This is a genomic window from Celerinatantimonas sediminis (assembly GCF_046054195.1).
In the GTDB taxonomy this organism is placed as follows: domain Bacteria; phylum Pseudomonadota; class Gammaproteobacteria; order Enterobacterales; family Celerinatantimonadaceae; genus Celerinatantimonas.
Genome location: NZ_JBEQCS010000003.1, coordinates 95,587 through 117,448, shown reverse-complemented (window position 1 = coordinate 117,448; position 21,862 = coordinate 95,587). Strand labels below are relative to the sequence as shown.

Below are 21,862 nucleotides of genomic sequence, written 5' to 3'. Positions count from 1 at the left end.
CATGGACTACAAATCACTGGCTATTGTGGGCGGTTTATCGTTTGTTGTGGCACTCGCTGCAATTTACGCCGTCAATCACGTCGATTCTTTAGGCGATCTTGTAAAAGGCTAAGCGCTTTTTACCGATTTTCTATCTCACTGATTGAAGGAACTCGTACCCATGGCAACCACTACCAATACAATTACCGCTTTATTTAACCCCAAAACTCGGGAGTTAAACCCGTTTAACGGCGTAGGCTACGGCGCAAAAGCCAACCTACAGCTCACCAGCGGCCCGGTTTATCAGGAAATTGAGCTCAAATCGAATGCGGTCAAACGTATTCGCCGCGTGACCATGACCCTGAACGGGGAAGAAATCATTAACATCACTCCGGCGCAGATTTATGCACTGGATAAACTCCGTAAAATTTACACCGAAGACAACCGACTGGTGTTGCCGTTCGCTGACTTTTCACTGCGCACTAAAACTGGCGTGGCTGAATGTGCGTTAGTCACCACCGCATCCGATATTGTGTTTCTGTATGTGGAATTTGACGGCAAACAAGATGGTGATGCAGATATTCCAACCTTAAGTGCTCGCGCTAAAATGACCAACGCACAACCGGTGCGCTACTTTTTGCCCCGCTTAAAAACCGATACATGGAGCCACCCAACGGGCGGCCAGTTATCCCACGAATACAAAGAGCGCAGTCCGTATTTGTTCATTCGCCGCATGCTGTTGAGCTGTGATGCCGATGACATTACCCGCCTTGAAATCATTCGTGATAACAAAATTGAATTTCAGCTCGACCGCGATGACAACGCCTTTGACTTGGCGCGCTTGGGGAAAGAAGCCCCGGACGGCTTTTTCCCGGTCGATTTTCTGGAATATGGCTTTGGCGCGGATGGCAAACTATCCACGAACGCCAGTAATTCACTGGATTTTAAACTGACCAAAACCAGTGCCGGGCCAATCACCGTATTACAGCAGCTAGTGCAAGTCGTTCAATTGCCAACTGCGTAAGGGGGCACCATGGCGAATACAGCAGCCGTTGATGACAGCGGCGAATCCATTTGGGACAAAGTCATTGATTCAGTGACCAGTGTCGCCAATACCGCTGCGGATGCCTACGCCACCGGGGCCGGGTTAAAAAATTCGGCCAACCCGGATGACTACAGCACTAGCACCACAGCGGCCCAACAACCGGACGGCACCCCGATTCTATCCAGTACGACCACCACTTACCTGATGTGGGGCGCGATTGCGTTATTCATTCTGGTGATTTTGGTCATTCTCGTGAAGGTGCTTTGATATGCCATTACTCATTCCATTAGTCATGTTGGGTTCTGGCGGTGTTGCTGGATTCTTTGGCGGCCTGTTTGCCGGTGATACGGCGGACAGTCTCGCGCATGCGCTCATGTGGCTGGTTGTGATTGGGGTATTGGCGTTCTTTGTTTATCAGAAGGTGATCGCATGAGTGCATTATCCGCGCTAAAAAGCCTGACGAACTCCGGCACCATGGGCGGCAGTACCGGCCCGACGACCTCGGGGGCTATCTATGGCGGTGGCACCAGTGTGGGCGGCTTAACCTTTGGCAACCAAGGCATGAGCGGTTGGTGGTTAATTGCTGCCGTATTACTGGCGCTTGCCGGGTATTGGCTTGTCAATTGGGTAGGGGGCTAGCATGGGATTATTTGGCGGCAGTAGCCATAGCAGCACCACTAACAATCAAACCACCAATACCTACAATCAAGGCGCAGACGGTGACAACAACGGCGTGATGGTATCGGGCAGTGGTAACACGGTGACCTATACCGACCATGATGCCGTGTCTAAATCCATGCAGTTGGCGCAAGCCGCGCTGGATAACTCCGAAGATGCGACCGATAGCGCGCTTGATTTTGGGAACGCGGCGTTAAATGCCGTTTCCAGTGGCTACAACAGTAACTTGCAAACCTTAAGCGCATTGCAGGCCAAGCAAACCAATACCAATGCACAACAGATGCAAATTTTGTCACAGCTTGCCAGCTCTGAAAGCAGCGGCGGTGCCACCGAACTATTGAGCAGCATTAAACAGATGGTCATGGTCATTGCCGCGGTCATTGGTGTGGCCGTAGTGGTTGTGGCATGGCGCAAGGGGTAACCAATGCGAATTTATGAAACGTTACAGCCCAACCAACGCACAGAATTTAATGTGCAGGGGCAATTTGTCTATCTGCATACGGCCTCCGCGCCGATTCAGGTGCAGATTGACGGGGCGTTGCCCATTACCTTGGCCCAGTACGACCAAATTAAAAGCGACTCGATGAAAACCTTGGTGGTTGAAAACACCAGTAACCAACTGAACCCGGTTGTGATTGAAATTGGTTATGGCTCGTTTTCACCCTCCAATAGTGGCCATCAGGTTGTTGTGGGTAACTGGCCCGCGATTCAACAAGTCACCCAGTATGAACCGGTCAAAATTGCCAATTGGCCCAGTTCACAAACCGTGAGCATTGCCAACTGGAAAAGCGTGCAAGCGGTGAAGCAATCCGGTGATTTTGTGGTGAGTGTGAGCAATGACAATAGCGACCACCTGAGCACGGTGATCACGTTAGCCAACGGGGCTGGCACCTTAGAAAAGAACACCCAGCGCAGCAAAGTGATCTTAAAAGCGGATGCCAGCAATAGCGCCGATGTATTACTGGACGATTACCCATTATCCAAAGGCGAAGTGATCACGTTAAGCAGCACCGGTGCGCTCTCGTTTACCGGCACCGATGGTGACAAAATTTATTGTTTAGAGGATGTCAGCGCATGAGCCGACAACATGTAATGCTACCCAGTGGCAGCAGCCGAAACAAAATCGAATATCTGGCGGATTATCTCGATAATCTGATTATTGCTAATCCAACGATGGTTATTCCCGGTGAAGAAGATGATACCCCAACAGAAACCTATCCGATGCCAACGGCAACGAGTGGTGCTCCGAACTTTGCCGCGGTGGAAAGCCAACCCGCCACATTTGACTCATACCCGATGAATATTCATGCCACGTTTAGCGGTCGATTGGATACGCTGCGGGACGACATGATCCAATTTAATGTGATTGAGCAATTCACCATGAGCAGCAGCGGTGATTTATCCAATAACAACAGCAACGAAACGGCCAGTTTCACCGGCATATTGAATGACTACAAAACCGATTTACAAGGCCGCGCGCCCGATGGCAGCAATGCGGCGGATTTAAATAATTACAACTGCACCGGCTTTGTCTTGCTGAATTACGTCAATAGTACGGATAAACCCACCATCTTGAACGCTGAGTTGGTTGTGACCCCGGTCTTAAGCTAATGAAACCATTATTTTGGTTGGGAGTGTTAACCATGGGAACCGCTGTTCTTTATAGCAGTTTACCGCGCGGGGTTCGCAACAATAACCCGCTGAATATTCGCAAGGGCCAAAGCTGGAACGGCTTGGCCCCGGTGCAACTGGATAGCAGTTTTAACACGTTCGTGACGCCGCTTTATGGGTTCCGGGCGGCGGCTCGGATTATCAAAGGCGCGTATCACCAACGCGGCGTGATTACCTTACAAGAAGTGATCACCGAATGGGCACCGCCGAGTGAAAACCCGACAACCCAATACATTGAATTTGTCGCGGACAAAGCGCAAATCAGCCCGGCAGATGATGCCGTTGATTACTTGCCGCGCGTTCTCTGGGCCATGGCTCAATATGAACAAGGCGCGGACTATTACGGCTTAGCCATGGCTGAGCAAGGAGCGAAACTCGCATGATTTTTCAATTAATCCTGTCAGTGCTGAGCGGCTTAATCACGCTGGCATTAGGCAAAACTTTAGGAGTTGTTTAACGATGAATATCAAACCCAATGAACTATTAAACCAGTGGTCAACTTGGCGCGGTCTGGCACTTACTGCGGCCAGTGTCTTAGGTGCACCAGCGGCAGCCATTGCGGCAGGCGGCCACGTTTTATCACTTGTTCCAAGTATCGTGACGGCTGGCATCGGCTTATTTGATGCGTTTCGCGATGAAAACAAAACCGCGAAACCGCAAGTCAACGAACCGGATGCAGCCAAAGAGCAGGGCGCTAGTAAAGGGAAATAGGGCTTATGTTAGGCACCAGTAGCACCATTGCGTTTGACCCTGACAAACCCTTTCGCCTGGTCATTGATGTGGGTTCAAAACTCATTATTTTGGCCGTGATTGGGGCCATTGCGGTTCTGGTGTTAGGCAAAGTCATTAAGGGTTAACAACATGGACGAGATTTTAAGGACATTAGGCGCGCTCGGATTCACGCCGCAGGACGTCATTATGATGGCACTGTTCGCGGCGAACTGGCGTCTATCGACAAAAATGGACAAGCGGTTAACCCGTCTGGAAATTAAAGACAAACTCAGAGAGGCTGAGCATGGCAAGTAAAAAGCAGGGCACTTATCAAAGTGGCAAAAACAAAGGGAAATTAAAACCCGGTTATCGGTACGCCAAAGGCGGCAGAATCGTGAAATCACGTACTACCGCCAAAAAGCGCAAAGCCAGCACTTTATCAGTGTTTAAGCGCAAAGCGAAACGCGCCGAACGCAAGCTATTAAATCTATTTTAAAAGGCCGGTTCGGCCTTTTTTATTTATTAAAACAAGATCCAAACATATCAAGCATTTCAGTCGATGTTTTAGTGACATTATCAATCATCCAGCTAGCGCGAAGTTGCTCTGGATGATTAGATGAAGGGATATAATATTGCGGATTTGTAATTTCTGAATGTAGATGATTGCCATCGACATTCACACGAAAATTAGCCCGGCCTTTATATGACGTTAAACCCCAAGGGCCGCTAAAATCAAAATTATAATTTACGATAAAACGCTGATTTTGACTTGATTCATATTGAAAAAATTGACCGACGGATGGAACTGAAATCACGCGAGTTGCACAATCAACAGCCTTATCGTAGGCTTTAGCTGGAGAGCTTGATATTGCAAAGTCTCTCATTACAGGAGTATAGGGTTTTTCCTGATAACTGGCACAAGCTGATAAACCGATGACCAACGATAAACAGATTAAATTCCTTTGTAGATTCATGTCTATTCCTTTCCTTAAAGAACATTAGTACTATTTTTATAGTAGTAAACAAATCAGTCGGTTGAAAATTGTTTGGAAAGATACACCCAGTTAGCCACCCGGGTGTATCGGAAGTCTTAAGCTAATCTATTTTTTTCCAAAGTTTACCACCTTGAATCACGTTAAATTTGCCGCGCCGTTCCTGAGCTTCTTTTTGGGCTTGTAGAGCCTGTTTTTCAGCTTCAACTAATCGTTCATAGTGCGATTTAAGCATAATGTGCCAGCGGACATCTTCAGGGCGAAAACCTGTAGTAAATCCGGGAATATACAATAAATGGATGGGTTCGCGTTTGGGATTGGTGCCGCGTTCTTTGCGGATAACACAGCGCGCCCAATCATTGGATGTTGGTAAATAGCCACGGTGCATAATGAGCAATAACCGCAGAGCCATTACCGGCCACTTGCCAGTGGTTCGCCAACGATGCAACGTGGATTTATTCACACCAAAATATTGGGCGGCTTCATCCATCGAATCAAATAAATTCTTGAGCATCATATCGGTGACTTCATTTAGTAAACCGCCGTAGTTACATTTCATCATCTCTCTGAAAATGTCATAGCGTTTAGCTCCGGGTTTATACTTTCTGTTTCTTTTAGGCATAATTTAACCTCAAATAAATTGTGATATAGATCACATAAATTGAAATTAGGTATCCCAATTTATGAGAGGCAACATTTTGAAAGCTAAAGAGATTCTAAACTTTGAACTCGCCGAAAACATAACACTCCAAATCCTCAAAAATGCAATTTCGCATAATGTATATTATGTTAAATTGATTATTTGTGAATCCTTATAAATCAATAGGTTACGAATAATTATCTTGCCGCATGATCGAGGCCACAGTTTACAAGGGTTCGGGGCTGTATTCTTACCCGCTCGTTAGTTAATTGTGTTTTAACCTTTCTAAGGCTCATTTTCCCAAGAATTAGAAATCCGTACTTTTCAGCTAAAAAGTACATAAATTATTTTTCGTATATTTCATTTTTTGTGATTTGGGTCACGTTTTATAGGAGGCGTTCCCTATGAGAAATTCTCAACGGTTCCCTGATTTCAACGGTAAATTTCTTCGTAATTATTTCGCTAATGCTAAAGAGCTCGGCGAGTTCTTCGGTATTCCGCCACGCACTGCACGCGATTGGTGGCAGCGTGATCAAGTTCCTGTGCATGCTAAGAGATTGCTTGATGTTGTTCAGGCTGGTTTTATGCCATGCTCAATTGGCTGGGAGGATTTTAGAATCTATAACGGCTTGCTCTATACGCCTGATGGCTTAGAAATCACGCCACAGGAATTACGGCAAATCTGCAGAGCATTCAATTTACCACAATATCGGTTGGTTGAACGTTGGTTAAATGACCGTCATGATGCTTGGGTGCCTAAATGGGTTAATAAAGACAAAGACGGCGTTGTTGTTGAATTAACAGGAAAAATTTAAATGAACTCGGTGCTATTCTCCCATAATGCCGGATTTCGCCACATATCGTATTTAACAATAATGAGTCTTATTTACCATAAAATAGGTTATTCCCATTTAGCTATCTTTCTATTTTATCCAAACTTTTTGGCTTCATATCACGATATCTAAACGCGAAAACCTACAAAAAAAGGCCGTTACGGCCTTTATTTAAAGAAACTAAGGAATTTCTTCTCTATTTTCTTCGCCGGGCTTGTATGACGGCGTTTTTTCGCTTTTTTAGCCTGAATAATACGGCCATTTTTGCCATAGCGAAAACCCGGTTTTAGCTTGCCTTTTTTCGGGCCACTTTGATAAGTGGCATGATTTTTATTTGCCATGATTAGCCTCTGCTAATTTCTCTTTTAAGTTGTCTTTAATCTCAAGACGCGTGAGCCGTTTATCCATTTTGAAGTTAAGCCGCCAGTTTGAGGCAAATAATGCCATCATGATGACGTCTTGAGGGGTAAAGCCGATCGCGCCCAAGGTTCGTAATAGTTCGTCCATGCTTACCCCTTAATGACTTTGCCCAATACAATCACTGCAATGGCCCCAATCACGGCCAAAATAATGAGCTTTGAGCCTACATCAATAACCAACCGAAACGGTTTGTCAGGGTCAAATGCAATGGTGCTACTGGTGCCTAACATAAGCCCTATTTCCCTTTACTAGCGCCCTGCTCTTTGGCTGCATCCGGTTCGTTGACTTGAGGTTTCGCGGCTTTGTTTTCATCACGAAACGCATCAAATAAACCGATGCCAGCCGTCACGATACTTGGAACAAGTGATAAAACGTGCCCACCTGCCGCAATGGCTGCCGCTGGCGCTCCTAATACACTCGCTGCGGTAAGAGCCAGACCACGCCAAGTTGACCACTGGTTTAATAGTTCATTGGGTTTGATATTCATCGTTAAACAATTCCTAAAGTTTTGCCTAATGCCAGCGTGATTAAGCCGCTCAGCACTGACAGGATTAATTGAAAAATCATGCGAGTTTCGCTCCTTGCTCAGCCATGGCTAAGCCGTAATAATCCGCACCTTGTTCATATTGGGCCATGGCCCAGAGAACGCGCGGTAAGTAATCAACGGCATCATCTGCCGGGCTGATTTGCGCTTTGTCCGCGACAAATTCAATGTATTGGGTCGTCGGGTTCTCACTCGGCGGTGCCCATTCCGTGATCACCTGTTGTAAGGTAATTACGCCGCGTTGGTGATATGCGCCTTTAATAATCCGAGCCGCAGCCCGGAATCCATAAAGCGGTGTCACGAACGTGTCAAAATTGCTATCCAGCTGCACCGGGGCTAAGCCGTTCCAGCTTTGGCCCTTGCGAATATTCAGCGGGTTATTATTGCGAACCCCGCGCGGTAAACTGCTATAAAGAACAGCGGTTCCCATGGTTAACACTCCTAACCAAAATAACGGTTTCATGGTTATGACTGATTCTGCGGAATTTCTTGATAGCTCAAGACACCGCTCACAGCGTTCCAGCTATCAGCCTCTTTGGACGTTTCGAACGTCAGCACAGGCGGCATTGAATAGTTATCCATTTTCCAAAGTTTCTTGCGCAGATTCTGGATATAGCTGGATAACGTGACAGGTTTCATGGTGCCTGTTTTGGTGTTCAGGCCCGTGAACCAAGGTTCATTGGCATTTCCATCCGGTAATGGCCCTGATTTTCGAGAGCGAAATTCAAAAACAAATTCGTGTGCAATCACGCTAAGCGATGACAAATCCATAATTATCATGGTTGGTTTAATCGAATAATCATCATTACGTGCAATCAAATCGCCTGGACGATAAGTCGTTGGCGCTTCATTCGAACCATAGCCATTGGTGCCACTGCTTAAATAAGTAGGTTTAGGGTGAAACAGTTTCACTACTGGGCCGCTATCATCAGAGCTGCCAGCACTGGCTATACTTTTCTGCAGCGTAGTGATTTGGTTTTGCAAATCAACCAAGCTCGTATCGTGAAGCCAGTTCAAAGCTTCGGCCAACACTTCAATTTTGTTGCGTGAACTGCCAGAAGGCAGAATTAATTCGCTCATGCTTGAACGTCCTCAATATAAAAAAGTTGGTCGCCATCGGTGCCCGTTAAAGCCAGTGCAGCAGTTGTGCTTAACGTGATCATGTCTCCCGCTGAAAGTGGGAATTTATTAATGCTGATATCCGCTTTATTACTGGTTGAAGCCTTTAAGATCACTTTGCTACGTTTTGAGTTTTTAGTGACAGTGCCCGCCCCGCTGGCAATGGTGATCACATCACTATTCATTGCGCTGGGTGCGGCGGGCTGGTTCTGTACACTTACTTTTTGCACATCGGGCAAATTAGCAATGGTTGCTGTCCAGTCGCCAGATTGTTTGACCGCTTGAACACTTTTCCAGTTGGCAATGCTTACGTTCTGCGAACTGGGCCAATTAGCCACACTCACTGCTTGTTGATTTGGCCAGTTATCAATGCGAACCGGGCCAACTTGTTCAACGTGCATCAGCGTTGGGAAATTATTAATCGCAATTGAGCGACCATCCCCTGAAGAAACAAAGCGCCCGTGACCGACTTCTAATGTAATCGGGTTCGCATCATTGCTACGGTTGATCACAATCAGCGAATCAATGGCCGCTGTTTGGATTTGGTCGCGAACGTCCAATGTAATTGGTGTTTGGTTATTCACCTGCACATCAATCGGGGCGTTGGCTGCGCGAAGGTAGACAAATTCCCCCTCTGCAATGAGTTCGGCCCGTTCGTTCGGTTGTAATGTCCGAGTAATTCGCATTACTTACGCCCCCACATTGAAATCACCACACTACCCCCGGCCACAATCGACAAAATTAAGACGATTTGTTTTACCGTGCTTAAGAGTTCTGTGCCGCCGTCCGTGCTTTGTGATTTGGCTAAATTATTTAACGCCTGTATCTGCTGGGCACTATTGGCGGTTTGTTGTCCTTGCAATGCCTGCATCATTTGCAAAGCTTGCTGGTTGCTACTGGTGACTTGCTTTAAAGCATCCTCACCATAATCTAATGCGCTGTTTAACGAATACTTGCCAAAATCCAGCGCGTTATCTTGGCTATCCTTGACCGCATCAATGGCTGATTGCGTGGTTTGAAACGCTTGGCTCGCCATTTTTCCCGCGGCATCAATTGCGCCTTGGTCGGAATAGGTGATTGTGTTGTTGTTCCCGCCGACCATCACGCCTTTATTGTCGCCATCAGCGGCGATGTTATAGGTCGTGGTGTTTTGGGTGCTGGCGCTACTGCTTTTACTGTGTCCGCCCATGTTTCACCTCAGTTAAATCTAAACGGTAAACGCGCTCGACTTCGTGCCAGTCTTGCCCGGTTTGACGGTAGAGCCGTGCAATAGCTGGGTTCTGGCAGTGAATGCGCGCGGTGTCGCAGTGGTTCGCAATGGCAATACGCTCGATGGCTTTGACTGCTGCTTTGGCGTTGTGGCCCACTAAAGCCACGCCGACCAGTTCGCGCCCGGTTCGGGTGCCTTCGCAACGAGTCACGGCAAGGCATTCGCCTACCTGAAATAACTGGCAAGTGCCCTGCGCCACTTCTTCGCGAATATCCGGTAAATACTCACCTAATGCCCGGCTCAGTTGTGGCTCAAGGTCAGACGTCCAAGGAATTTGAATTACTTGAACAGCCATACACCCACCACGCCAATTAACGCCGCGACAATCAACCACCAACCACTTAACCCGGAGTTGCCAAATTGCACCCCGGCAGTTGTAGCGCCGCCGCCATACATCATCCCGGTTGTTGCCGGGCCTGCGTTCCCGCCAAATTGGCCGGAGTTGGTAAAGCTTTTTAGTGCTGAAAATGGGCTACTCATGCGATCACCTTCTGATAAACAAAAAAAGCAATGACGGCCACAACGACCAACCACATCAGAGCGTGTGCCAAGCTGCTGGCTGTATCCCCGGCGAACAAGCCGCCAAGGAACCCGGCAACACCGCCGGAGCCTAACAACATAAATGGAATGAGAAGCGGCATAATCAGAGCACCTTCACCAAGAGAATGAGCACCACAACGGCAAACAGAGCAATTGCTCCCCACATCAGGTATTGCGAGTTAAACGCGCTGCCCGATGTAATCGGCGTGCCGTTCGGCTGTTGCGCTCTGCTTTGGCTGCTGCGGTAATCATCCGGGTTGGCACTGCCGTTATTTTTTAAACCTGCGGCAGTGGCATAGGCATTGGTTGCCGAGTTCAAGGTTTTACCCAATGAATCGACAAATGATCCCCAAATTGATTCGCCGCCGTCATCACTGACGGTTTGAGCTGTTTTTGCCATGAGTTGCCCCCTTAACTATTGGGCAGTGCAACCACTTCAACCAATTGCTGTAACACGGTGACCGGGCCTGCACTGGTTTTGGTGATTTTGAAATCCAATGATTTTTGGTTCAGCGTTGGCAATTTGCCATCAGCCCCGAAGCCATACTCTAAGAAGTCGAGCGGGAAAAATCCGTCCGGTACTTCTTTGCCAAGGCGCGCCAAGTCAAAGGCGTTGTCATCTTGGTTAAGCTGGAATTCGATTTTGTCATCACGATGAATTTCAACGCGGGTGATATCGTTCGCATCACAGCTTAAGAACATGCGGCGTACGAAACGAAACGCGCTGCCTTGTTTGTAGCTGTGGTTGATTTGCCCACCTGCGGGATGGTCCCAAGTTTCAGTCACTAAACGCGGCAGAAAATAACGCACTTGTTTGGCATCGGTGACTTTTGCTCGAGCGGATAAGCTCAGGTTCGCCGGGTCATTATCCTGTTTTTCGTCAAATTCCACATACAGGTAAATGATGTCAGTTGGCAGTGTGACGAGTTCACATCCAGAAACACCAATTTTGGTGCGCAATGAAAAGTCCGCAAATGGAATGACTACGCGGTTATCTTCGGTGTAAATTTTGCGTTCTTCGTCCAGTGCTTTGAGCTGGGCCGGAGTAGCGCGAATAAATTCAGTGCCGTTTAAAGTGGCTGAAATATAACGAATACGGTTTACCGCATTGCATTTGAGTTCAATTTCTTGGTAAGTCGGCCCACTAATGAGCTGTAGAGACGCTTTCGCGTTGTAAAACACGCCGTTAAATGGATCAAGCTCGCGCGTTTTTGGATTAAAAATCGCGGTAGCTTGCGCGGCGGCACTGGTAACAGTTTTTGTTTTAGCCATGGTGTGAAGTTCCTTCAATCAACAAACGAGGTTCAAAGAGAAAAGCGCTTAGCCTTCCACAATGTCTTTTAACGAATCGATGTGATTGACGGCGTAAATTGCGGCGAGCGCCACAACAAACGATAAACCGCCCACAATAGCCAGTGATTTGTAGTCCATGTTGGTTCCTTGTCAGGTTACAGAAATAAAAAAACGCTTGATGGGACGAACCCTAACTCAAGCGTTTTGGAATCTGTCAAGGAAATATCACAGATAATTATGTTAAAAAATTTTCAAATTAAAAAATAAAAATAAAAACCTTTTAAAACATATAGTTATTGATGAATGAAAGATATTTAAGGCTAAATTAGTAATCTAAACCCTATACAGCGCCTTGAGCATTACCCTAAAACACATTATGTTGGTATTTGAAGACTGAAAAAAACTATATGTAGTGTTTTTCAGAGCTTTGAGAAGTAATTGCCCCTTGGACAGGGGCAAAATAGTGCAGAGTTGCATAGCGCTTTCTGCATGTGTTGCTTTTGATTGGAAACTTTAGCCTAACACATGTCATCGACTATGCAACCTGATTTATATCATTTTGAATGAGGTTCAAAAATCATGAACAAAAAACAGTCATCAACATCTGTTTCAAAACTGGCAATCAGTGTTTTGCTAAATAAAGCTGCATCAAAAACAGCAAAGTCACTTGCTGGATCAGTTCTTTCCCAAACATCAACGACTAAACAAACGGGAGCAAAAATGGAAGATATTGCTTCTAAAGCGTTAAGTAGCGATAAATACAATAGTACAACCAAAATTCTTGCTGGTTCTGTATTATCACAATCAAATAAAGATCGTTAAGTTGATTTAATATTCATAAGGTCCCTTGATGGGACCTTATTTTAAGATAGTTAAGTGAATTATGAACTTATCTTGCCACATAGAATCAATATCTACTTAAATGCTCTTCTGTTCAGCCATTGTTCCCAATTAATGTGAGTATCATCAAATCCGATAAACTTAAGTAAAACCAAAGGTACTAATAAATAAAAGTAATTAACATAGTCTGAGGCCTTAATATTTTTAATAATTCCATTTCCCATATATAATTTTGTTTGAAACTTTTGATTGTGGATTAGAGCATTCCTAATAGCACAGTATGTAGATACCCCTTTATTCAAGTGGACAGGATTAGCTTGTTTTATATCGAATCCATATTTTTTATTTAAAACTCTATAAATAACTTCTTCGGCAGAACTTTTTTCATCATCTTCTATATGCCGGCATAATGATTCTAAGGATGTAAAGTATAGGTAATAGCTTATATTTATATAGTTTTTCCGTTGTTTTAGAACTTCAACAACCATAAAAAAAGATACTCGAAAAGCTTCATTTTTCAGAGCATTTAAAGCTAGTTTAATGAAATTTGACCGAGACTCTTGAAAGAAAGAGTCCTCTATAATGATTTCCCCTGAAGATCTTCTTGGCCAAATTCGGTCTATTTTTTCAGGGAAATTATTCATTTTAGGCAGAATAACGACGTCTGATTGTTCTATAAATGATAGAACACCCTCTAAATCAAATAATTGTTGTTCTATTTCTGCTCTATCACAGAATAGTTCAACTGTAGCCATAAGAACTAGATATTCTTTATTTTTAAATTGTTCATTAACACTTTTATAATCCCAAAATTTTGGAGTGATGCAAAACATCTCATTGGTAATTGGATAAGTACATCTATAACCATATATTCCAAATAGAAATCCAGTCGTTTGGCTATTTTTCGTTGTCATCCATTTAGACCTTAAGTTTAGGTATAAGCAACTCCATCAAAACGTCCAGTCCGATTAAATTTCATCGGTTTGCCATTACTGGCCCGAACAAATCGCGGGGTGCCTCCGTCCCAAAGTTTCCCTTTGGCCCCTTTGAAGTCCACATGACCACGAACGACAATGCCCCGATTAGCCGTCCATTGAAAAAACTTAAGTGGTTCGCGTGGGATTTCTTCCATAGAAACGCCGAGTTTTTTAGCAATGTATAGTGCGTCATCATCCGTGCCGTGTTGGGCAACATGTACAAAGTTTGCGCTGTTTAACAATGACTTGTCAACTTCTTGGCCGCGTTGGACGGTTCCCACGACTAACGGGCCAAAGGCCATGGATTGATTAATCAACCTATTCCAAGCACCATCGGCTTTGCCTGCATTAGTCACGCTTGCCAGTTCTTCGCAAATAATCATGGCTTCTTTCTGACGGTTCCAGTTAAAGGCGCAGTCACAGAAAAATAGAAAGTCACTTTTAGAAATACCCGGAAAATTGATTTTTGCCGGGCCTGTTGCCGCTTTGAGCATGTTTAAAAGTTCGCGGCGGGTGTTGGCTTGGTCGAATCCCATTTCGTTGTGATATTCGCCTTTTGGGTCATACACAAGCACTCGTGTCCATTTTTCTGAAATCCGTTTAACGGGTACGGATTTTCCCGACCGGGTAATGCCTAAAAATAGGGCCATGTTGCCATTCATACGAGGTGTACTCATGCGGTTTGCTCCTGTGGGTTGTTGTCATCGTTGGCGGCGGTGCGTTGTTTGAGTTGCTCACGCTGGGATTTTTTCGCAGTGTGGTATGCAAGGGCAAAGGTTGCTGTTGCTGTGACGGCAGCGAGTTCGACCTTGTATTTCTCCATCAGGCTAAAGACGCCCATTTCTGGAAAATACTTCAATACAAGTTCAGTGTAGGCCTCCCCTACACCATCAAAAACCGCATCCGGCAGAGACACACGGCCCACTAATTCGGTGCCTGTTTTGATGGTTCGTGAAATCGCGGCCTTGGTGAGCATGCGTTTTTCAAGATCATCCATTGCCGGGAGATCGGGTTTGTTTTCCGGTTTACCTTCGTTAGTGTCCGGCTGTGATTCAGATTGCACTGCATCGGGTTGGAGTTGAATCGTTTCAACGGGCGGCACTTTGTGTTCGGCTTCAATCCGTGCCCAATCGCGGGCCACGGTTTCAGCGCTGGTATCAACTTGGTTTAGCATGGATTAACCTTTTTTGTGATTATGGAAAAGTGAGAAGCTCAACACGTTGGCTTTTTTGGCGCGTTGTTCCGGGGATTCGAGCACTGGTGGTTGCGGTTCGGGATTCTGTGAGCCGCTGTCATTGGCGGCCCCTTCGGAAAATGTTCCGAGTAATTTAGCTAAATACTGCTGGCCCCGATGGCTTTGCATTTTGTATACGCCTAAAGGCCCGGTCATGTATAGTTTGCCCCGTCCATCTTTCCAGATTTGTGCGGGTTCCTTAGTAATTGGGTCGGCCACATCCTTTAATAAAACGCCCATGGTTTGCGCTCCTATTTTCCGGCAAGTTCTGCCAGTTGTGCGGCCATCACTTCGGTGATTTGGTCTTGTACTTCGAATAAATCCGAAATAATCCGGGCCATAGGTTTAAATTTGCTGAAATCCCCTGACAAAAAAAGCCCGGTTAGGCCTCCCGTTGGTAGATTAAAGTTATCCTTGAGCCGCGTTAATTCGGCGGTGAGCGCGCGTTTTTGGGCTAAAAGTTGCGGTAGTTGTTCCATTGTTCAGTCCTTGGTTAAGGTTGGTATGCGAAATTTTCCCACGCGAGCACATCGGCCATGGTTCCGGCGTCTAAGGTGATCGCTTCGTGGGTAGTGTGAAACCAGTTAAACCCGGCCCATTCGGCAGCTTTGCGCCAAGTGCGGCGAGCTTGTTTGATCCATTCAATTTTTTGCTGTTGGTCAATCGTGCCTAAATAGGCATTTTCCGGCTCTTCGAAACGCCAGCCCCGGCGTGCAATGGCCCATGATAAAAAACGGGTCAGCTTTTTATCGCCTTTCATAGTGAGTTGATATTCATCGGCGCGCGCTTCGCGGCTTTTCAGGTGTTGCCAATGACTTTTAATTTCACTGGTCAATTGTTCTAATCGGGCTTTAAGCTTGTCGGCAGTCGGAAACCGTTTTTGTTTCTTCGCGATCATGTAAGCTTTTTTCTTTTGGGCCAGTTGGGCCTTGGCGTTTTCAATCCGGGCTTTAATTGGGGCATCTTCCCAGCGCCAGCGGTCGCGCAGTTCGTTGATGATGGCCGTCATGTTGTCGGCGTAGAAACTGGCGATACATTCCCATTTTGGAGCACGGGCACTGCGGCTGATGTTGTAACGGTTGCCGTGAATGGTGCCTTGGTCTTTTTTCGAACCCTTGGTGACATAGCCCAGGGCTTTGAGTAAATAGCCCCCGGCGGCGTGCGCATCCCGGATACGCTCCAATTTAGCGAACCCCTGCCCCCATAATTTTTCGATACGATAGGCCCAATCGTGGAATAAATACGGCGGTACATCCCAGCGCATCAACACATGGCAATGCGGGTTCGCTTCCCCATTTTCGTTCTTGGGCATTTCGGCGCACCAGATATAATCAAACTCATCATCATGCGCGGTTTCTTCCGGGGTACAACTCGCCCCCAAACAGTGAAACCCGTTCACCGTTTTTAAAACTTCGTGATCCATGGCAAAGCCCCGGTGATACCTTTTTTTAGCCGCATCGAAAAACCGGGAAACTTCCGCGCCGATGGTTGATTCACCTGAAACAATCCGGCTTCGCGCTTCAGGGTTAAAAGTCAGAGTTAAAAACGTGGTGAAGCCGCCGCGAACCGCTTGCACGTATGCGCCTGAATCCATAATTTTTGACGCGGCGCGACCATTCAGCGCATCGGTTGACCGTTCCCCGGTGTTGGCTTCCGGTGGTGTGCTTAAGCTCACTTGCGCTTCGATTCTTACCCGGTATTCATTCGACCATTCACGCTGATAAATCCGGGCTTTTGGGCCTTGGGTGGCGAGTACTTCCCCAGTTTCACGGTCAAATTTGGTGATCACATTCGGTTTGATACTGTAATCGCGTTCGGTGACTTCCCGTTTAACATTAATTTTCGGGGCATGGTTGTAGTGTTCAAACAAACGGTTAATTTCATGCGCCCGGTGTTGCTCGGCTTCAAATTGGGCTTGTTTGGCCCTGCTGCGCTCATCATTGAGGCTATCGGCCAAGATTTGACGCGGTGTCGGACTTTTGCACCTCTGGACTAGCCTAGCTGTTTCTGCCTTCGGCAGCGCTGCGCGGCTGGTTCGTTGGATGTGATGCAGCAATGTTTTATCCGCACTTTTGCGATCAAACAATGGGCCTTTGGGTTCGGAAAATTCGGGCAGGACTTCGGGATGATATTCACCACCAAAAAAAGCCGGTTCAAGACCGGCGACGACTGCGTTTAAAATTTGAGGATCAATCATTGATGGCCTCCCAATACCGTGGTTTGGTAATCGGGGGCTTGCCGTTCTCCGCGCAAAATTTGGCGGAGTGCGGCACAGCAACGAAGGGATTTTTCTTTAGGCGTTGCGTTCGGTGAACGTTCGCCGGGAAGAATGCCAGACCAAGTATGATCTTTAGCTGGAATTGGGGTTAAATGCTGAGGCCCCGGCAGTTGGGATAATTCAGCATCAATGAGCTGTTTTAAGCTGTTACGCATTTTCATCACCTCCAACGGCAACATGTGAGAATGCGTCAACGGCTTTGGCTAAACGGTGACTGGATGTGCGAATGCCGATGATTGCCAGTTCTACATCTTCGATTTCTGGCGGATGATTCGGATTTTCGTGCAGCATTTCAAACTGGTTTTTAACTGATCCTGTGATCGAATCAAGCTCACTTTGAACTTGTGATAAACGGTCTAAAAGTGCGCCTATGCGGATGTACTGTGCAATCGTCAATTCTTCGCTCATTTTCCTGTGTCCTATGTCGTTTTAATCTGGTCGTTTTGTCTGACACACATCAGCAGACGGCGGCCCTAAGGTCTTGGGAAAACTGGCTTCGGGCCGCCTAACGACCTGCTCATCATTAATTAATTTCGTGAGAAGTGCAACGTAACACATTGTGAATAATGACCAATAATTGACTGGTTTTTGCACTTAAGTAATACTAAAAAAACTTGGGAAAACTGGGACTTTTGAAATGACGCTTGATGATGTTTTATTGTCTGCAAAGCTTGCTATGCCTAGACACAACATATCGGCTCTGTGTCGTAAAATTGGTGTAAGTACCAATACGTTCTATTCATGGGTTAATTGGCGAAAAACCGGCATTTTCCCCGGTGAGGATAATTTAGCCAAGCTCGCCCAGATAGGAAACCTGCCAATCGATACGGCAATATTCGCCCTGTTAGCTGAGAAAAGTAAAATACCTGAATTATCAGAGTGTTATCGTGAGTATGCGAACCGCCCTACCCTTAATTAGCGCCCGACTAATGTATATTATGTTAAATTGATTATTTGTCTAACAAGATACTTGTTGCTAGAGCATTGAGCTAATGACCAATAAAACAGATTGAACTAGCCTGCTGTTTTTTGCGTTTACCAGCAAATTATCGTACTAGAAGATTTTTAAGATAGTTCTTAATCTCCAAGGTTTAGAAACGCCAAAGAGATTCAATTTACCGCTACTTCTTAATTTATCTTAACCTTTAATCTGCATGACGTATGTCTGCACATCACTGTGCTTCACGCAATTACAGAATTTTCCTAGCGCCACAAATTCCAATCATGCTCGGGTGTATTGGATTTCATCTTTTGGTTTTTTTCACAAAGAATCTGAAGAATGTCGATGCCGGCCTGAAGGTTTGTGAGCGACAAGCGCAATATCATCCTTTGAGCCTTTACCTCTGCGCGTAGAAGTTTCCATTTAGCTCAGTTGCTGTGTGTTGCATTTTTCAATGGTTTTATAGTCGATTTGGCAAATAATGAAACTCTGGTAATGCTTTTATGCAGCGTTTTATGTTGTATATATGCGTAAAGTTAACTCAAAGATGAATTTGAAGTTAAGCGGTCACTAGTTGCTAAGTTCTTAAAGCTTTAGCTACAGCTACAGCTACAGCTACAGCTACAAAGATATCGCGAGTCTTATTTATGTATAAACGCTATTTAACAATAATGTGCTATTTACCATAAAATAGGTTATTCCCATTTAGCTATCTTTCTATTTTATCCAATTCATTGGCTTCATATCTCGATATCTAAACACGAAAACCTACAAAAAATTGCTCTTTAAACCAATGACTCCGCTATTAAACAAGATCGCAAATCTGTCTCCCAATTATTGTCGATTGTTTTACAAATTATCTCGATTCGACTATCTGGACAGTCTGCCAACGCGGTTTCTGTCAAGCCATCAGTAGTTGAGTTATATCCAAATAATCCTCTATTTGTAATAACAGCAACCTTTAGTCTTTCCACGTTGATTTTTTCTAAAACAAGACGTAATTGCTGATAATCAAACAATTCGGTACTAGCAAATTGCCAACCAATACTTTTAAATCCCTCATCGTTTTTTGATGACCTTTGTATTTCTCTTTGCAGTATGTTTTGTCCGCTAGTTTTTAACGATTTTTGTTGATAGATATGCGTAATTACTTGGCTAATTTGCTGCTTCACCTGCTGAGTTATGCCCATCAATTCGTTAATAGGAATATTTCCATAGGACGAAAAAAGAATTTTTGCATTGCGTTGTCCCCTATCTTTAACGTAACGGTACAAAAGTTCTTTATCTGATTCTTGATATAAATCTGCTTTATTGGCAATGATTGTGTCAGCAATTGCTATTTGCTGATTAAAAGTATCATGATTCGTATAACGAGGATCGTTCAGATGCCGGGCATCAACTAACGTAATGGTCTTTTGTATTGAAAGAATCTCTGAGAAATTTTCAGCTTTAAGAGTTTGCATCACTTCTTTGGGATGACCAAGTCCTGTAGGTTCTATTAGAAGGCGATCTGGTCTTGATTGCTTGAGTAATTGATTTAAAGCAATCTGCATTGGAACGCCAGCTGAACAGCACATACAACCACCCGGAACTTCCCTCACAAATATTTGCTGCTTTATGTTACCTTGTCCGCGTATCAGGCTACCATCAATACCTATTTCACCAAATTCGTTTACAAGTATTGCCCATCGTTCATTTTGGGGCTTTTGCTTAATCAAATTTAAGATAGCAGAGGTTTTTCCAACACCAAGAAAGCCAGTGACTACGTTAGTTGGTACCCTAAGAATAGGATGATTCGTGTTCATTGATACTCTTATACCTCTTACACACGGTTCAAATTAATATAAAGAACAAGTTATAGGCGAGTGTTATGTCCTAGTGATATTTGTCAATATTAAGTATATACGAAGATGAAAAATCACTGAATCTCATTAATTAGATGGTTAAGTTTATTGATGATATTATGAGTTTCATTAAAATTACAGACAAAAGGCACTATAAAGTTTTTATAATTTATGAAATCACTCCGAAATAAAAATAAATGATTAAAAATCAACATGTTAAAATATTTAAAGGGTAATTGTATAAATTATGAAAGTATGTTTTTCCATCTGAAATATTAAGTCACTTTGATTCTAATCAGAAGCTGTATATAACATTTAAACCTTGAAACAAGGCATAACTTGGCTTCTAAATACATAATAAAAATGTTAAAATAAATTTGTTTTCATTATATTAAATAACAGTTGTATAAATAGCATCCATGAAGAATTTAAAAGTATTAGTTGTTGATGATTTTTCGACCATGAGAAGGATTATTAAAAACATCTTAAAAGAGTTAGGGATTGAAGACATCGAAATGGCCGAAGACGGCGTACATGCCATAGCTCAGCTAAAACACACACGATTTGATTTAGTGATTACTGATTGGAACATGCCAAACATGAATGGCTTGGAACTGCTAAAAGCTATTCGTGAAACCAAGAGTATTGATGAATTGCCAGTACTAATGGTAACAGCTGAAACGAAGCGAGAACAAATTGTCGAAGCTGCTCAGGCGGGTGTAAATGGCTATATCGTAAAACCATTTAGCCAAGTGACCTTAGACAAAAAAATCAAATTCATTTTTAAGAAAATATATGAGAGAAAATGCGCATAGCGTTCATTTCTCTTTGTTTTCTTGTGTGAATGATTAACTGTTCTGATAAATACTGTGGTCTGAGTTTCTTAAACTCAGACAGTTTTCTGATAATGACTCTTTTGTTATTTTTGGCAAGTTATCTATCTGATCTGTAAGAAATTTCATCTTCATCAAAGTTTCTGTATAATAAATGCTACAATTGTGGTGAGCATGCCGTTTATCTGCGGCGAGCTGATTATTGAAAGGAATTTATATGAAGCAAAGCAGCCAGCAGTCTCAGGGGCTATTGCTGTTTAAATTAACTCTGCAGCAGACATTTGCCTTAGGCACTTTAAAAGTCCGTGAAATTATCCCTTATCAGCATTTAACGATTCTTCCTCAATCTCATCCTTATGTTATCGGCTCTACCCCATTTAGGGGTAAGACAATTCCCATTATCGATATGGCTTGTGCCGTGGGGTATCGTAGCATTCAGAAAGAAGAATATAAGCAGTGCTTCATTATTGTCACGGATTGTCAGCGTCAACTTGTTGGTTTTTTGGTTCGTAAAATTGACCGGATTATTGAATGTAATTGGCGCAATATCCACCCTGCTCCTACGGCCGTAGGTCGATCAGCTTATGTTCTTGGCGTGACAGAATTTGAAAAGCAGATGGTGCAGTTGATTGATATTGAAATGCTTTTATCACATATCTACCCTACTTCTGAAGATCATCTGCATGCCAATATTGATGCTGCAGATAGAGCCAAACTTAGAGAACATCGTATATTGGTTGTAGATGACTCTTCTGTTGCACGCCGACAGTTATCTGAAGCGCTTGAATATGTGAACGTGCCATTTGAGGTTTGTGCCGATGGTTCAACAGCGCTAGAGATGATGTTAAAATCAACAGCCACTGATAACAGTATTGATATCCTGGTGAGTGATATCGAAATGCCTGGATTAGATGGTTACGAGTTAGCTTTTGAAGTGCGTAGCCACCCAAATATAGCAAAATCATATATTATTTTACATACTTCTTTATCGAGTGAGATTAGTGTAGACCGAGCCCATCAAGTTGGAGCAAACGAAGCGTTAACTAAATTTGATGCTGCTGAATTAATTCAGGGGATGCTTCGTGGTGCAAATCACATCGAAAATGGAACGGTTAGCGCCGGCGTCGCTGGTCGTTAATCTTTTTTAACGAATCAATGAAATGAAAAGCCACCTCGTAAAG

At 44.5% G+C, this 21,862-nt stretch carries 41 protein-coding genes; 17 read left to right on the top strand and 24 right to left on the bottom strand.

The annotated features are described in order from the left end of the window. Positions 1 to 160 precede the first annotated feature (160 nt). From ABTQ23_RS05465 to ABTQ23_RS05410, 12 genes are all read left to right on the top strand, one after another. Positions 161 to 1,003 carry a major capsid protein P2 gene (locus tag ABTQ23_RS05465; protein WP_408614643.1) on the top strand — a complete coding sequence of 281 codons (843 nt, stop codon included), beginning with the start codon at positions 161 to 163 and terminating at the stop codon, positions 1,001 to 1,003. A 9-nt stretch (positions 1,004 to 1,012) separates the two neighbouring features. Next, positions 1,013 to 1,291, top strand: a complete 279-nt coding sequence (locus ABTQ23_RS05460) for a hypothetical protein (protein WP_408614642.1) — start codon at positions 1,013 to 1,015, stop codon at positions 1,289 to 1,291. Between the two features lies 1 nt (position 1,292). Next, positions 1,293 to 1,457: a hypothetical protein gene (locus tag ABTQ23_RS05455; protein WP_408614641.1), complete on the top strand. Its 165-nt coding sequence runs from the start codon at positions 1,293 to 1,295 to the stop codon at positions 1,455 to 1,457. Then, on the top strand, positions 1,454 to 1,663 hold the full coding sequence (locus ABTQ23_RS05450; protein ID WP_408614640.1) for a hypothetical protein: 210 nt from the start codon (positions 1,454 to 1,456) through the stop codon (positions 1,661 to 1,663). The genes ABTQ23_RS05455 and ABTQ23_RS05450 overlap by 4 nt, the downstream gene beginning before the upstream one ends. 1 nt (position 1,664) lies before the next feature. After that, positions 1,665 to 2,123: a hypothetical protein gene (locus ABTQ23_RS05445; RefSeq protein ID WP_408614639.1), complete on the top strand. Its 459-nt coding sequence runs from the start codon at positions 1,665 to 1,667 to the stop codon at positions 2,121 to 2,123. A gap of 3 nt (positions 2,124 to 2,126) precedes the next feature. Continuing rightward, on the top strand, positions 2,127 to 2,780 hold the full coding sequence (locus tag ABTQ23_RS05440; RefSeq protein WP_408614638.1) for a hypothetical protein: 654 nt from the start codon (positions 2,127 to 2,129) through the stop codon (positions 2,778 to 2,780). Beyond that, positions 2,777 to 3,313, top strand: coding sequence for a hypothetical protein (locus ABTQ23_RS05435; RefSeq protein ID WP_408614637.1), 537 nt, complete (start codon positions 2,777 to 2,779; stop codon positions 3,311 to 3,313). Before ABTQ23_RS05440 ends, ABTQ23_RS05435 begins: the two co-directional genes overlap by 4 nt. Positions 3,314 to 3,345: 32 nt before the next feature. Continuing rightward, positions 3,346 to 3,756: a hypothetical protein gene (locus tag ABTQ23_RS05430; protein ID WP_408614636.1), complete on the top strand. Its 411-nt coding sequence runs from the start codon at positions 3,346 to 3,348 to the stop codon at positions 3,754 to 3,756. Between the two features lie 76 nt (positions 3,757 to 3,832). Continuing rightward, a complete protein-coding gene (locus ABTQ23_RS05425) occupies positions 3,833 to 4,084 on the top strand; it encodes a hypothetical protein (RefSeq protein WP_408614635.1) in 252 nt (83 codons plus the stop codon). Positions 4,085 to 4,089: 5 nt separating this feature from the next. Further along, entirely contained in the window at positions 4,090 to 4,230 is a 141-nt protein-coding gene (locus tag ABTQ23_RS05420; RefSeq protein ID WP_408614634.1) for a hypothetical protein, read from the top strand. A gap of 4 nt (positions 4,231 to 4,234) precedes the next feature. Next, positions 4,235 to 4,399 (top strand): hypothetical protein, encoded by a 165-nt coding sequence (locus ABTQ23_RS05415; RefSeq protein WP_408614633.1) that lies wholly within the window; start codon positions 4,235 to 4,237, stop codon positions 4,397 to 4,399. Further along, positions 4,389 to 4,580: a hypothetical protein gene (locus ABTQ23_RS05410; protein ID WP_408614632.1), complete on the top strand. Its 192-nt coding sequence runs from the start codon at positions 4,389 to 4,391 to the stop codon at positions 4,578 to 4,580. Before ABTQ23_RS05415 ends, ABTQ23_RS05410 begins: the two co-directional genes overlap by 11 nt. A gap of 19 nt (positions 4,581 to 4,599) precedes the next feature. Here ABTQ23_RS05410 and ABTQ23_RS05405 read toward each other — a convergent pair whose 3' ends face one another. After that, a complete protein-coding gene (locus ABTQ23_RS05405; RefSeq protein WP_408614631.1) occupies positions 4,600 to 5,058 on the bottom strand; it encodes a hypothetical protein in 459 nt (152 codons plus the stop codon). A gap of 121 nt (positions 5,059 to 5,179) precedes the next feature. Next, the gene (locus tag ABTQ23_RS05400) at positions 5,180 to 5,698 is read right to left on the bottom strand and encodes a hypothetical protein (protein WP_408614630.1); all 519 of its coding nucleotides are present in this window, start codon (positions 5,696 to 5,698) and stop codon (positions 5,180 to 5,182) included. 422 nt (positions 5,699 to 6,120) lie between these two features. Here ABTQ23_RS05400 and ABTQ23_RS05395 point away from each other — a divergent pair, with 422 nt between their 5' ends. Then, positions 6,121 to 6,531 carry a DUF3653 domain-containing protein gene (locus ABTQ23_RS05395; RefSeq protein ID WP_408614629.1) on the top strand — a complete coding sequence of 137 codons (411 nt, stop codon included), beginning with the start codon at positions 6,121 to 6,123 and terminating at the stop codon, positions 6,529 to 6,531. Between the two features lie 185 nt (positions 6,532 to 6,716). Here the strand turns inward: ABTQ23_RS05395 and ABTQ23_RS05390 are convergent, their stop codons facing one another. The 13 genes from ABTQ23_RS05390 to ABTQ23_RS05330 all read right to left on the bottom strand — a co-directional run bounded on the left by ABTQ23_RS05390 (position 6,717) and on the right by ABTQ23_RS05330 (position 11,714). Further along, positions 6,717 to 6,890: a hypothetical protein gene (locus tag ABTQ23_RS05390; protein WP_408614628.1), complete on the bottom strand. Its 174-nt coding sequence runs from the start codon at positions 6,888 to 6,890 to the stop codon at positions 6,717 to 6,719. Next, positions 6,880 to 7,056: a hypothetical protein gene (locus ABTQ23_RS05385; RefSeq protein WP_408614627.1), complete on the bottom strand. Its 177-nt coding sequence runs from the start codon at positions 7,054 to 7,056 to the stop codon at positions 6,880 to 6,882. Before ABTQ23_RS05385 ends, ABTQ23_RS05390 begins: the two co-directional genes overlap by 11 nt. 2 nt (positions 7,057 to 7,058) lie before the next feature. Next, positions 7,059 to 7,199 carry a hypothetical protein gene (locus ABTQ23_RS05380; RefSeq protein WP_408614626.1) on the bottom strand — a complete coding sequence of 47 codons (141 nt, stop codon included), beginning with the start codon at positions 7,197 to 7,199 and terminating at the stop codon, positions 7,059 to 7,061. A gap of 5 nt (positions 7,200 to 7,204) precedes the next feature. After that, the gene (locus tag ABTQ23_RS05375) at positions 7,205 to 7,456 is read right to left on the bottom strand and encodes a hypothetical protein (RefSeq protein ID WP_408614625.1); all 252 of its coding nucleotides are present in this window, start codon (positions 7,454 to 7,456) and stop codon (positions 7,205 to 7,207) included. Positions 7,457 to 7,532: 76 nt separating this feature from the next. Then, positions 7,533 to 7,943 (bottom strand): hypothetical protein, encoded by a 411-nt coding sequence (locus ABTQ23_RS05370; RefSeq protein WP_408614624.1) that lies wholly within the window; start codon positions 7,941 to 7,943, stop codon positions 7,533 to 7,535. A 35-nt stretch (positions 7,944 to 7,978) separates the two neighbouring features. Continuing rightward, on the bottom strand, positions 7,979 to 8,593 hold the full coding sequence (locus ABTQ23_RS05365; protein ID WP_408614623.1) for a hypothetical protein: 615 nt from the start codon (positions 8,591 to 8,593) through the stop codon (positions 7,979 to 7,981). After that, complete coding sequence (locus ABTQ23_RS05360; RefSeq protein ID WP_408614622.1) at positions 8,590 to 9,318, bottom strand: hypothetical protein; 729 nt, start codon at positions 9,316 to 9,318, stop codon at positions 8,590 to 8,592. The genes ABTQ23_RS05365 and ABTQ23_RS05360 overlap by 4 nt, the downstream gene beginning before the upstream one ends. Further along, positions 9,318 to 9,821: a hypothetical protein gene (locus ABTQ23_RS05355; RefSeq protein WP_408614621.1), complete on the bottom strand. Its 504-nt coding sequence runs from the start codon at positions 9,819 to 9,821 to the stop codon at positions 9,318 to 9,320. The genes ABTQ23_RS05360 and ABTQ23_RS05355 overlap by 1 nt, the downstream gene beginning before the upstream one ends. Beyond that, positions 9,805 to 10,197 carry a hypothetical protein gene (locus ABTQ23_RS05350; protein WP_408614620.1) on the bottom strand — a complete coding sequence of 131 codons (393 nt, stop codon included), beginning with the start codon at positions 10,195 to 10,197 and terminating at the stop codon, positions 9,805 to 9,807. Before ABTQ23_RS05350 ends, ABTQ23_RS05355 begins: the two co-directional genes overlap by 17 nt. Then, the gene (locus ABTQ23_RS05345) at positions 10,182 to 10,382 is read right to left on the bottom strand and encodes a hypothetical protein (protein WP_408614619.1); all 201 of its coding nucleotides are present in this window, start codon (positions 10,380 to 10,382) and stop codon (positions 10,182 to 10,184) included. The genes ABTQ23_RS05350 and ABTQ23_RS05345 overlap by 16 nt, the downstream gene beginning before the upstream one ends. Then, positions 10,379 to 10,543 carry a hypothetical protein gene (locus tag ABTQ23_RS05340; protein ID WP_408614618.1) on the bottom strand — a complete coding sequence of 55 codons (165 nt, stop codon included), beginning with the start codon at positions 10,541 to 10,543 and terminating at the stop codon, positions 10,379 to 10,381. Before ABTQ23_RS05340 ends, ABTQ23_RS05345 begins: the two co-directional genes overlap by 4 nt. 2 nt (positions 10,544 to 10,545) lie before the next feature. Next, positions 10,546 to 10,842, bottom strand: a complete 297-nt coding sequence (locus ABTQ23_RS05335) for a hypothetical protein (protein ID WP_408614617.1) — start codon at positions 10,840 to 10,842, stop codon at positions 10,546 to 10,548. A gap of 11 nt (positions 10,843 to 10,853) precedes the next feature. Continuing rightward, on the bottom strand, positions 10,854 to 11,714 hold the full coding sequence (locus ABTQ23_RS05330; protein WP_408614616.1) for a major capsid protein P2: 861 nt from the start codon (positions 11,712 to 11,714) through the stop codon (positions 10,854 to 10,856). Between the two features lie 600 nt (positions 11,715 to 12,314). Between ABTQ23_RS05330 and ABTQ23_RS05325 the strand changes: the two genes are divergently transcribed. Beyond that, the gene (locus ABTQ23_RS05325; RefSeq protein WP_408614615.1) at positions 12,315 to 12,557 is read left to right on the top strand and encodes a hypothetical protein; all 243 of its coding nucleotides are present in this window, start codon (positions 12,315 to 12,317) and stop codon (positions 12,555 to 12,557) included. Between the two features lie 92 nt (positions 12,558 to 12,649). Here ABTQ23_RS05325 and ABTQ23_RS05320 read toward each other — a convergent pair whose 3' ends face one another. From ABTQ23_RS05320 to ABTQ23_RS05285, 8 genes are read right to left on the bottom strand one after another with little or no spacing between them, the layout of a single operon-like run. Further along, positions 12,650 to 13,489 (bottom strand): hypothetical protein, encoded by an 840-nt coding sequence (locus ABTQ23_RS05320; RefSeq protein WP_408614614.1) that lies wholly within the window; start codon positions 13,487 to 13,489, stop codon positions 12,650 to 12,652. Between the two features lie 17 nt (positions 13,490 to 13,506). After that, positions 13,507 to 14,229, bottom strand: a complete 723-nt coding sequence (locus tag ABTQ23_RS05315) for a hypothetical protein (protein ID WP_408614613.1) — start codon at positions 14,227 to 14,229, stop codon at positions 13,507 to 13,509. Further along, entirely contained in the window at positions 14,226 to 14,726 is a 501-nt protein-coding gene (locus ABTQ23_RS05310; RefSeq protein ID WP_408614612.1) for a hypothetical protein, read from the bottom strand. Before ABTQ23_RS05310 ends, ABTQ23_RS05315 begins: the two co-directional genes overlap by 4 nt. 3 nt (positions 14,727 to 14,729) lie before the next feature. Further along, positions 14,730 to 15,026: a hypothetical protein gene (locus tag ABTQ23_RS05305; RefSeq protein WP_408614611.1), complete on the bottom strand. Its 297-nt coding sequence runs from the start codon at positions 15,024 to 15,026 to the stop codon at positions 14,730 to 14,732. Between the two features lie 11 nt (positions 15,027 to 15,037). Beyond that, complete coding sequence (locus ABTQ23_RS05300) at positions 15,038 to 15,265, bottom strand: hypothetical protein (RefSeq protein ID WP_408614610.1); 228 nt, start codon at positions 15,263 to 15,265, stop codon at positions 15,038 to 15,040. Between the two features lie 14 nt (positions 15,266 to 15,279). Then, positions 15,280 to 16,983, bottom strand: coding sequence for a rolling circle replication-associated protein (locus ABTQ23_RS05295; RefSeq protein ID WP_408614609.1), 1,704 nt, complete (start codon positions 16,981 to 16,983; stop codon positions 15,280 to 15,282). Beyond that, positions 16,980 to 17,219, bottom strand: coding sequence for a hypothetical protein (locus tag ABTQ23_RS05290; protein WP_408614608.1), 240 nt, complete (start codon positions 17,217 to 17,219; stop codon positions 16,980 to 16,982). Before ABTQ23_RS05290 ends, ABTQ23_RS05295 begins: the two co-directional genes overlap by 4 nt. Next, a complete protein-coding gene (locus ABTQ23_RS05285) occupies positions 17,212 to 17,472 on the bottom strand; it encodes a hypothetical protein (RefSeq protein WP_408614607.1) in 261 nt (86 codons plus the stop codon). Before ABTQ23_RS05285 ends, ABTQ23_RS05290 begins: the two co-directional genes overlap by 8 nt. Before the next feature lie 268 nt (positions 17,473 to 17,740). Here ABTQ23_RS05285 and ABTQ23_RS05280 point away from each other — a divergent pair, with 268 nt between their 5' ends. After that, a complete protein-coding gene (locus ABTQ23_RS05280) occupies positions 17,741 to 17,983 on the top strand; it encodes a helix-turn-helix domain-containing protein (RefSeq protein WP_408614606.1) in 243 nt (80 codons plus the stop codon). Between the two features lie 806 nt (positions 17,984 to 18,789). On the opposite strand, the gene ABTQ23_RS05275 is transcribed toward ABTQ23_RS05280, so the two are convergent. Further along, a complete protein-coding gene (locus ABTQ23_RS05275) occupies positions 18,790 to 19,809 on the bottom strand; it encodes a CobW family GTP-binding protein (RefSeq protein ID WP_408614605.1) in 1,020 nt (339 codons plus the stop codon). A 458-nt stretch (positions 19,810 to 20,267) separates the two neighbouring features. Here ABTQ23_RS05275 and ABTQ23_RS05270 point away from each other — a divergent pair, with 458 nt between their 5' ends. Next, positions 20,268 to 20,663, top strand: coding sequence for a response regulator (locus tag ABTQ23_RS05270; protein ID WP_408614604.1), 396 nt, complete (start codon positions 20,268 to 20,270; stop codon positions 20,661 to 20,663). 235 nt (positions 20,664 to 20,898) lie between these two features. Then, positions 20,899 to 21,819 carry a chemotaxis protein gene (locus ABTQ23_RS05265; RefSeq protein WP_408614603.1) on the top strand — a complete coding sequence of 307 codons (921 nt, stop codon included), beginning with the start codon at positions 20,899 to 20,901 and terminating at the stop codon, positions 21,817 to 21,819. Positions 21,820 to 21,862: the final 43 nt, after the last annotated feature.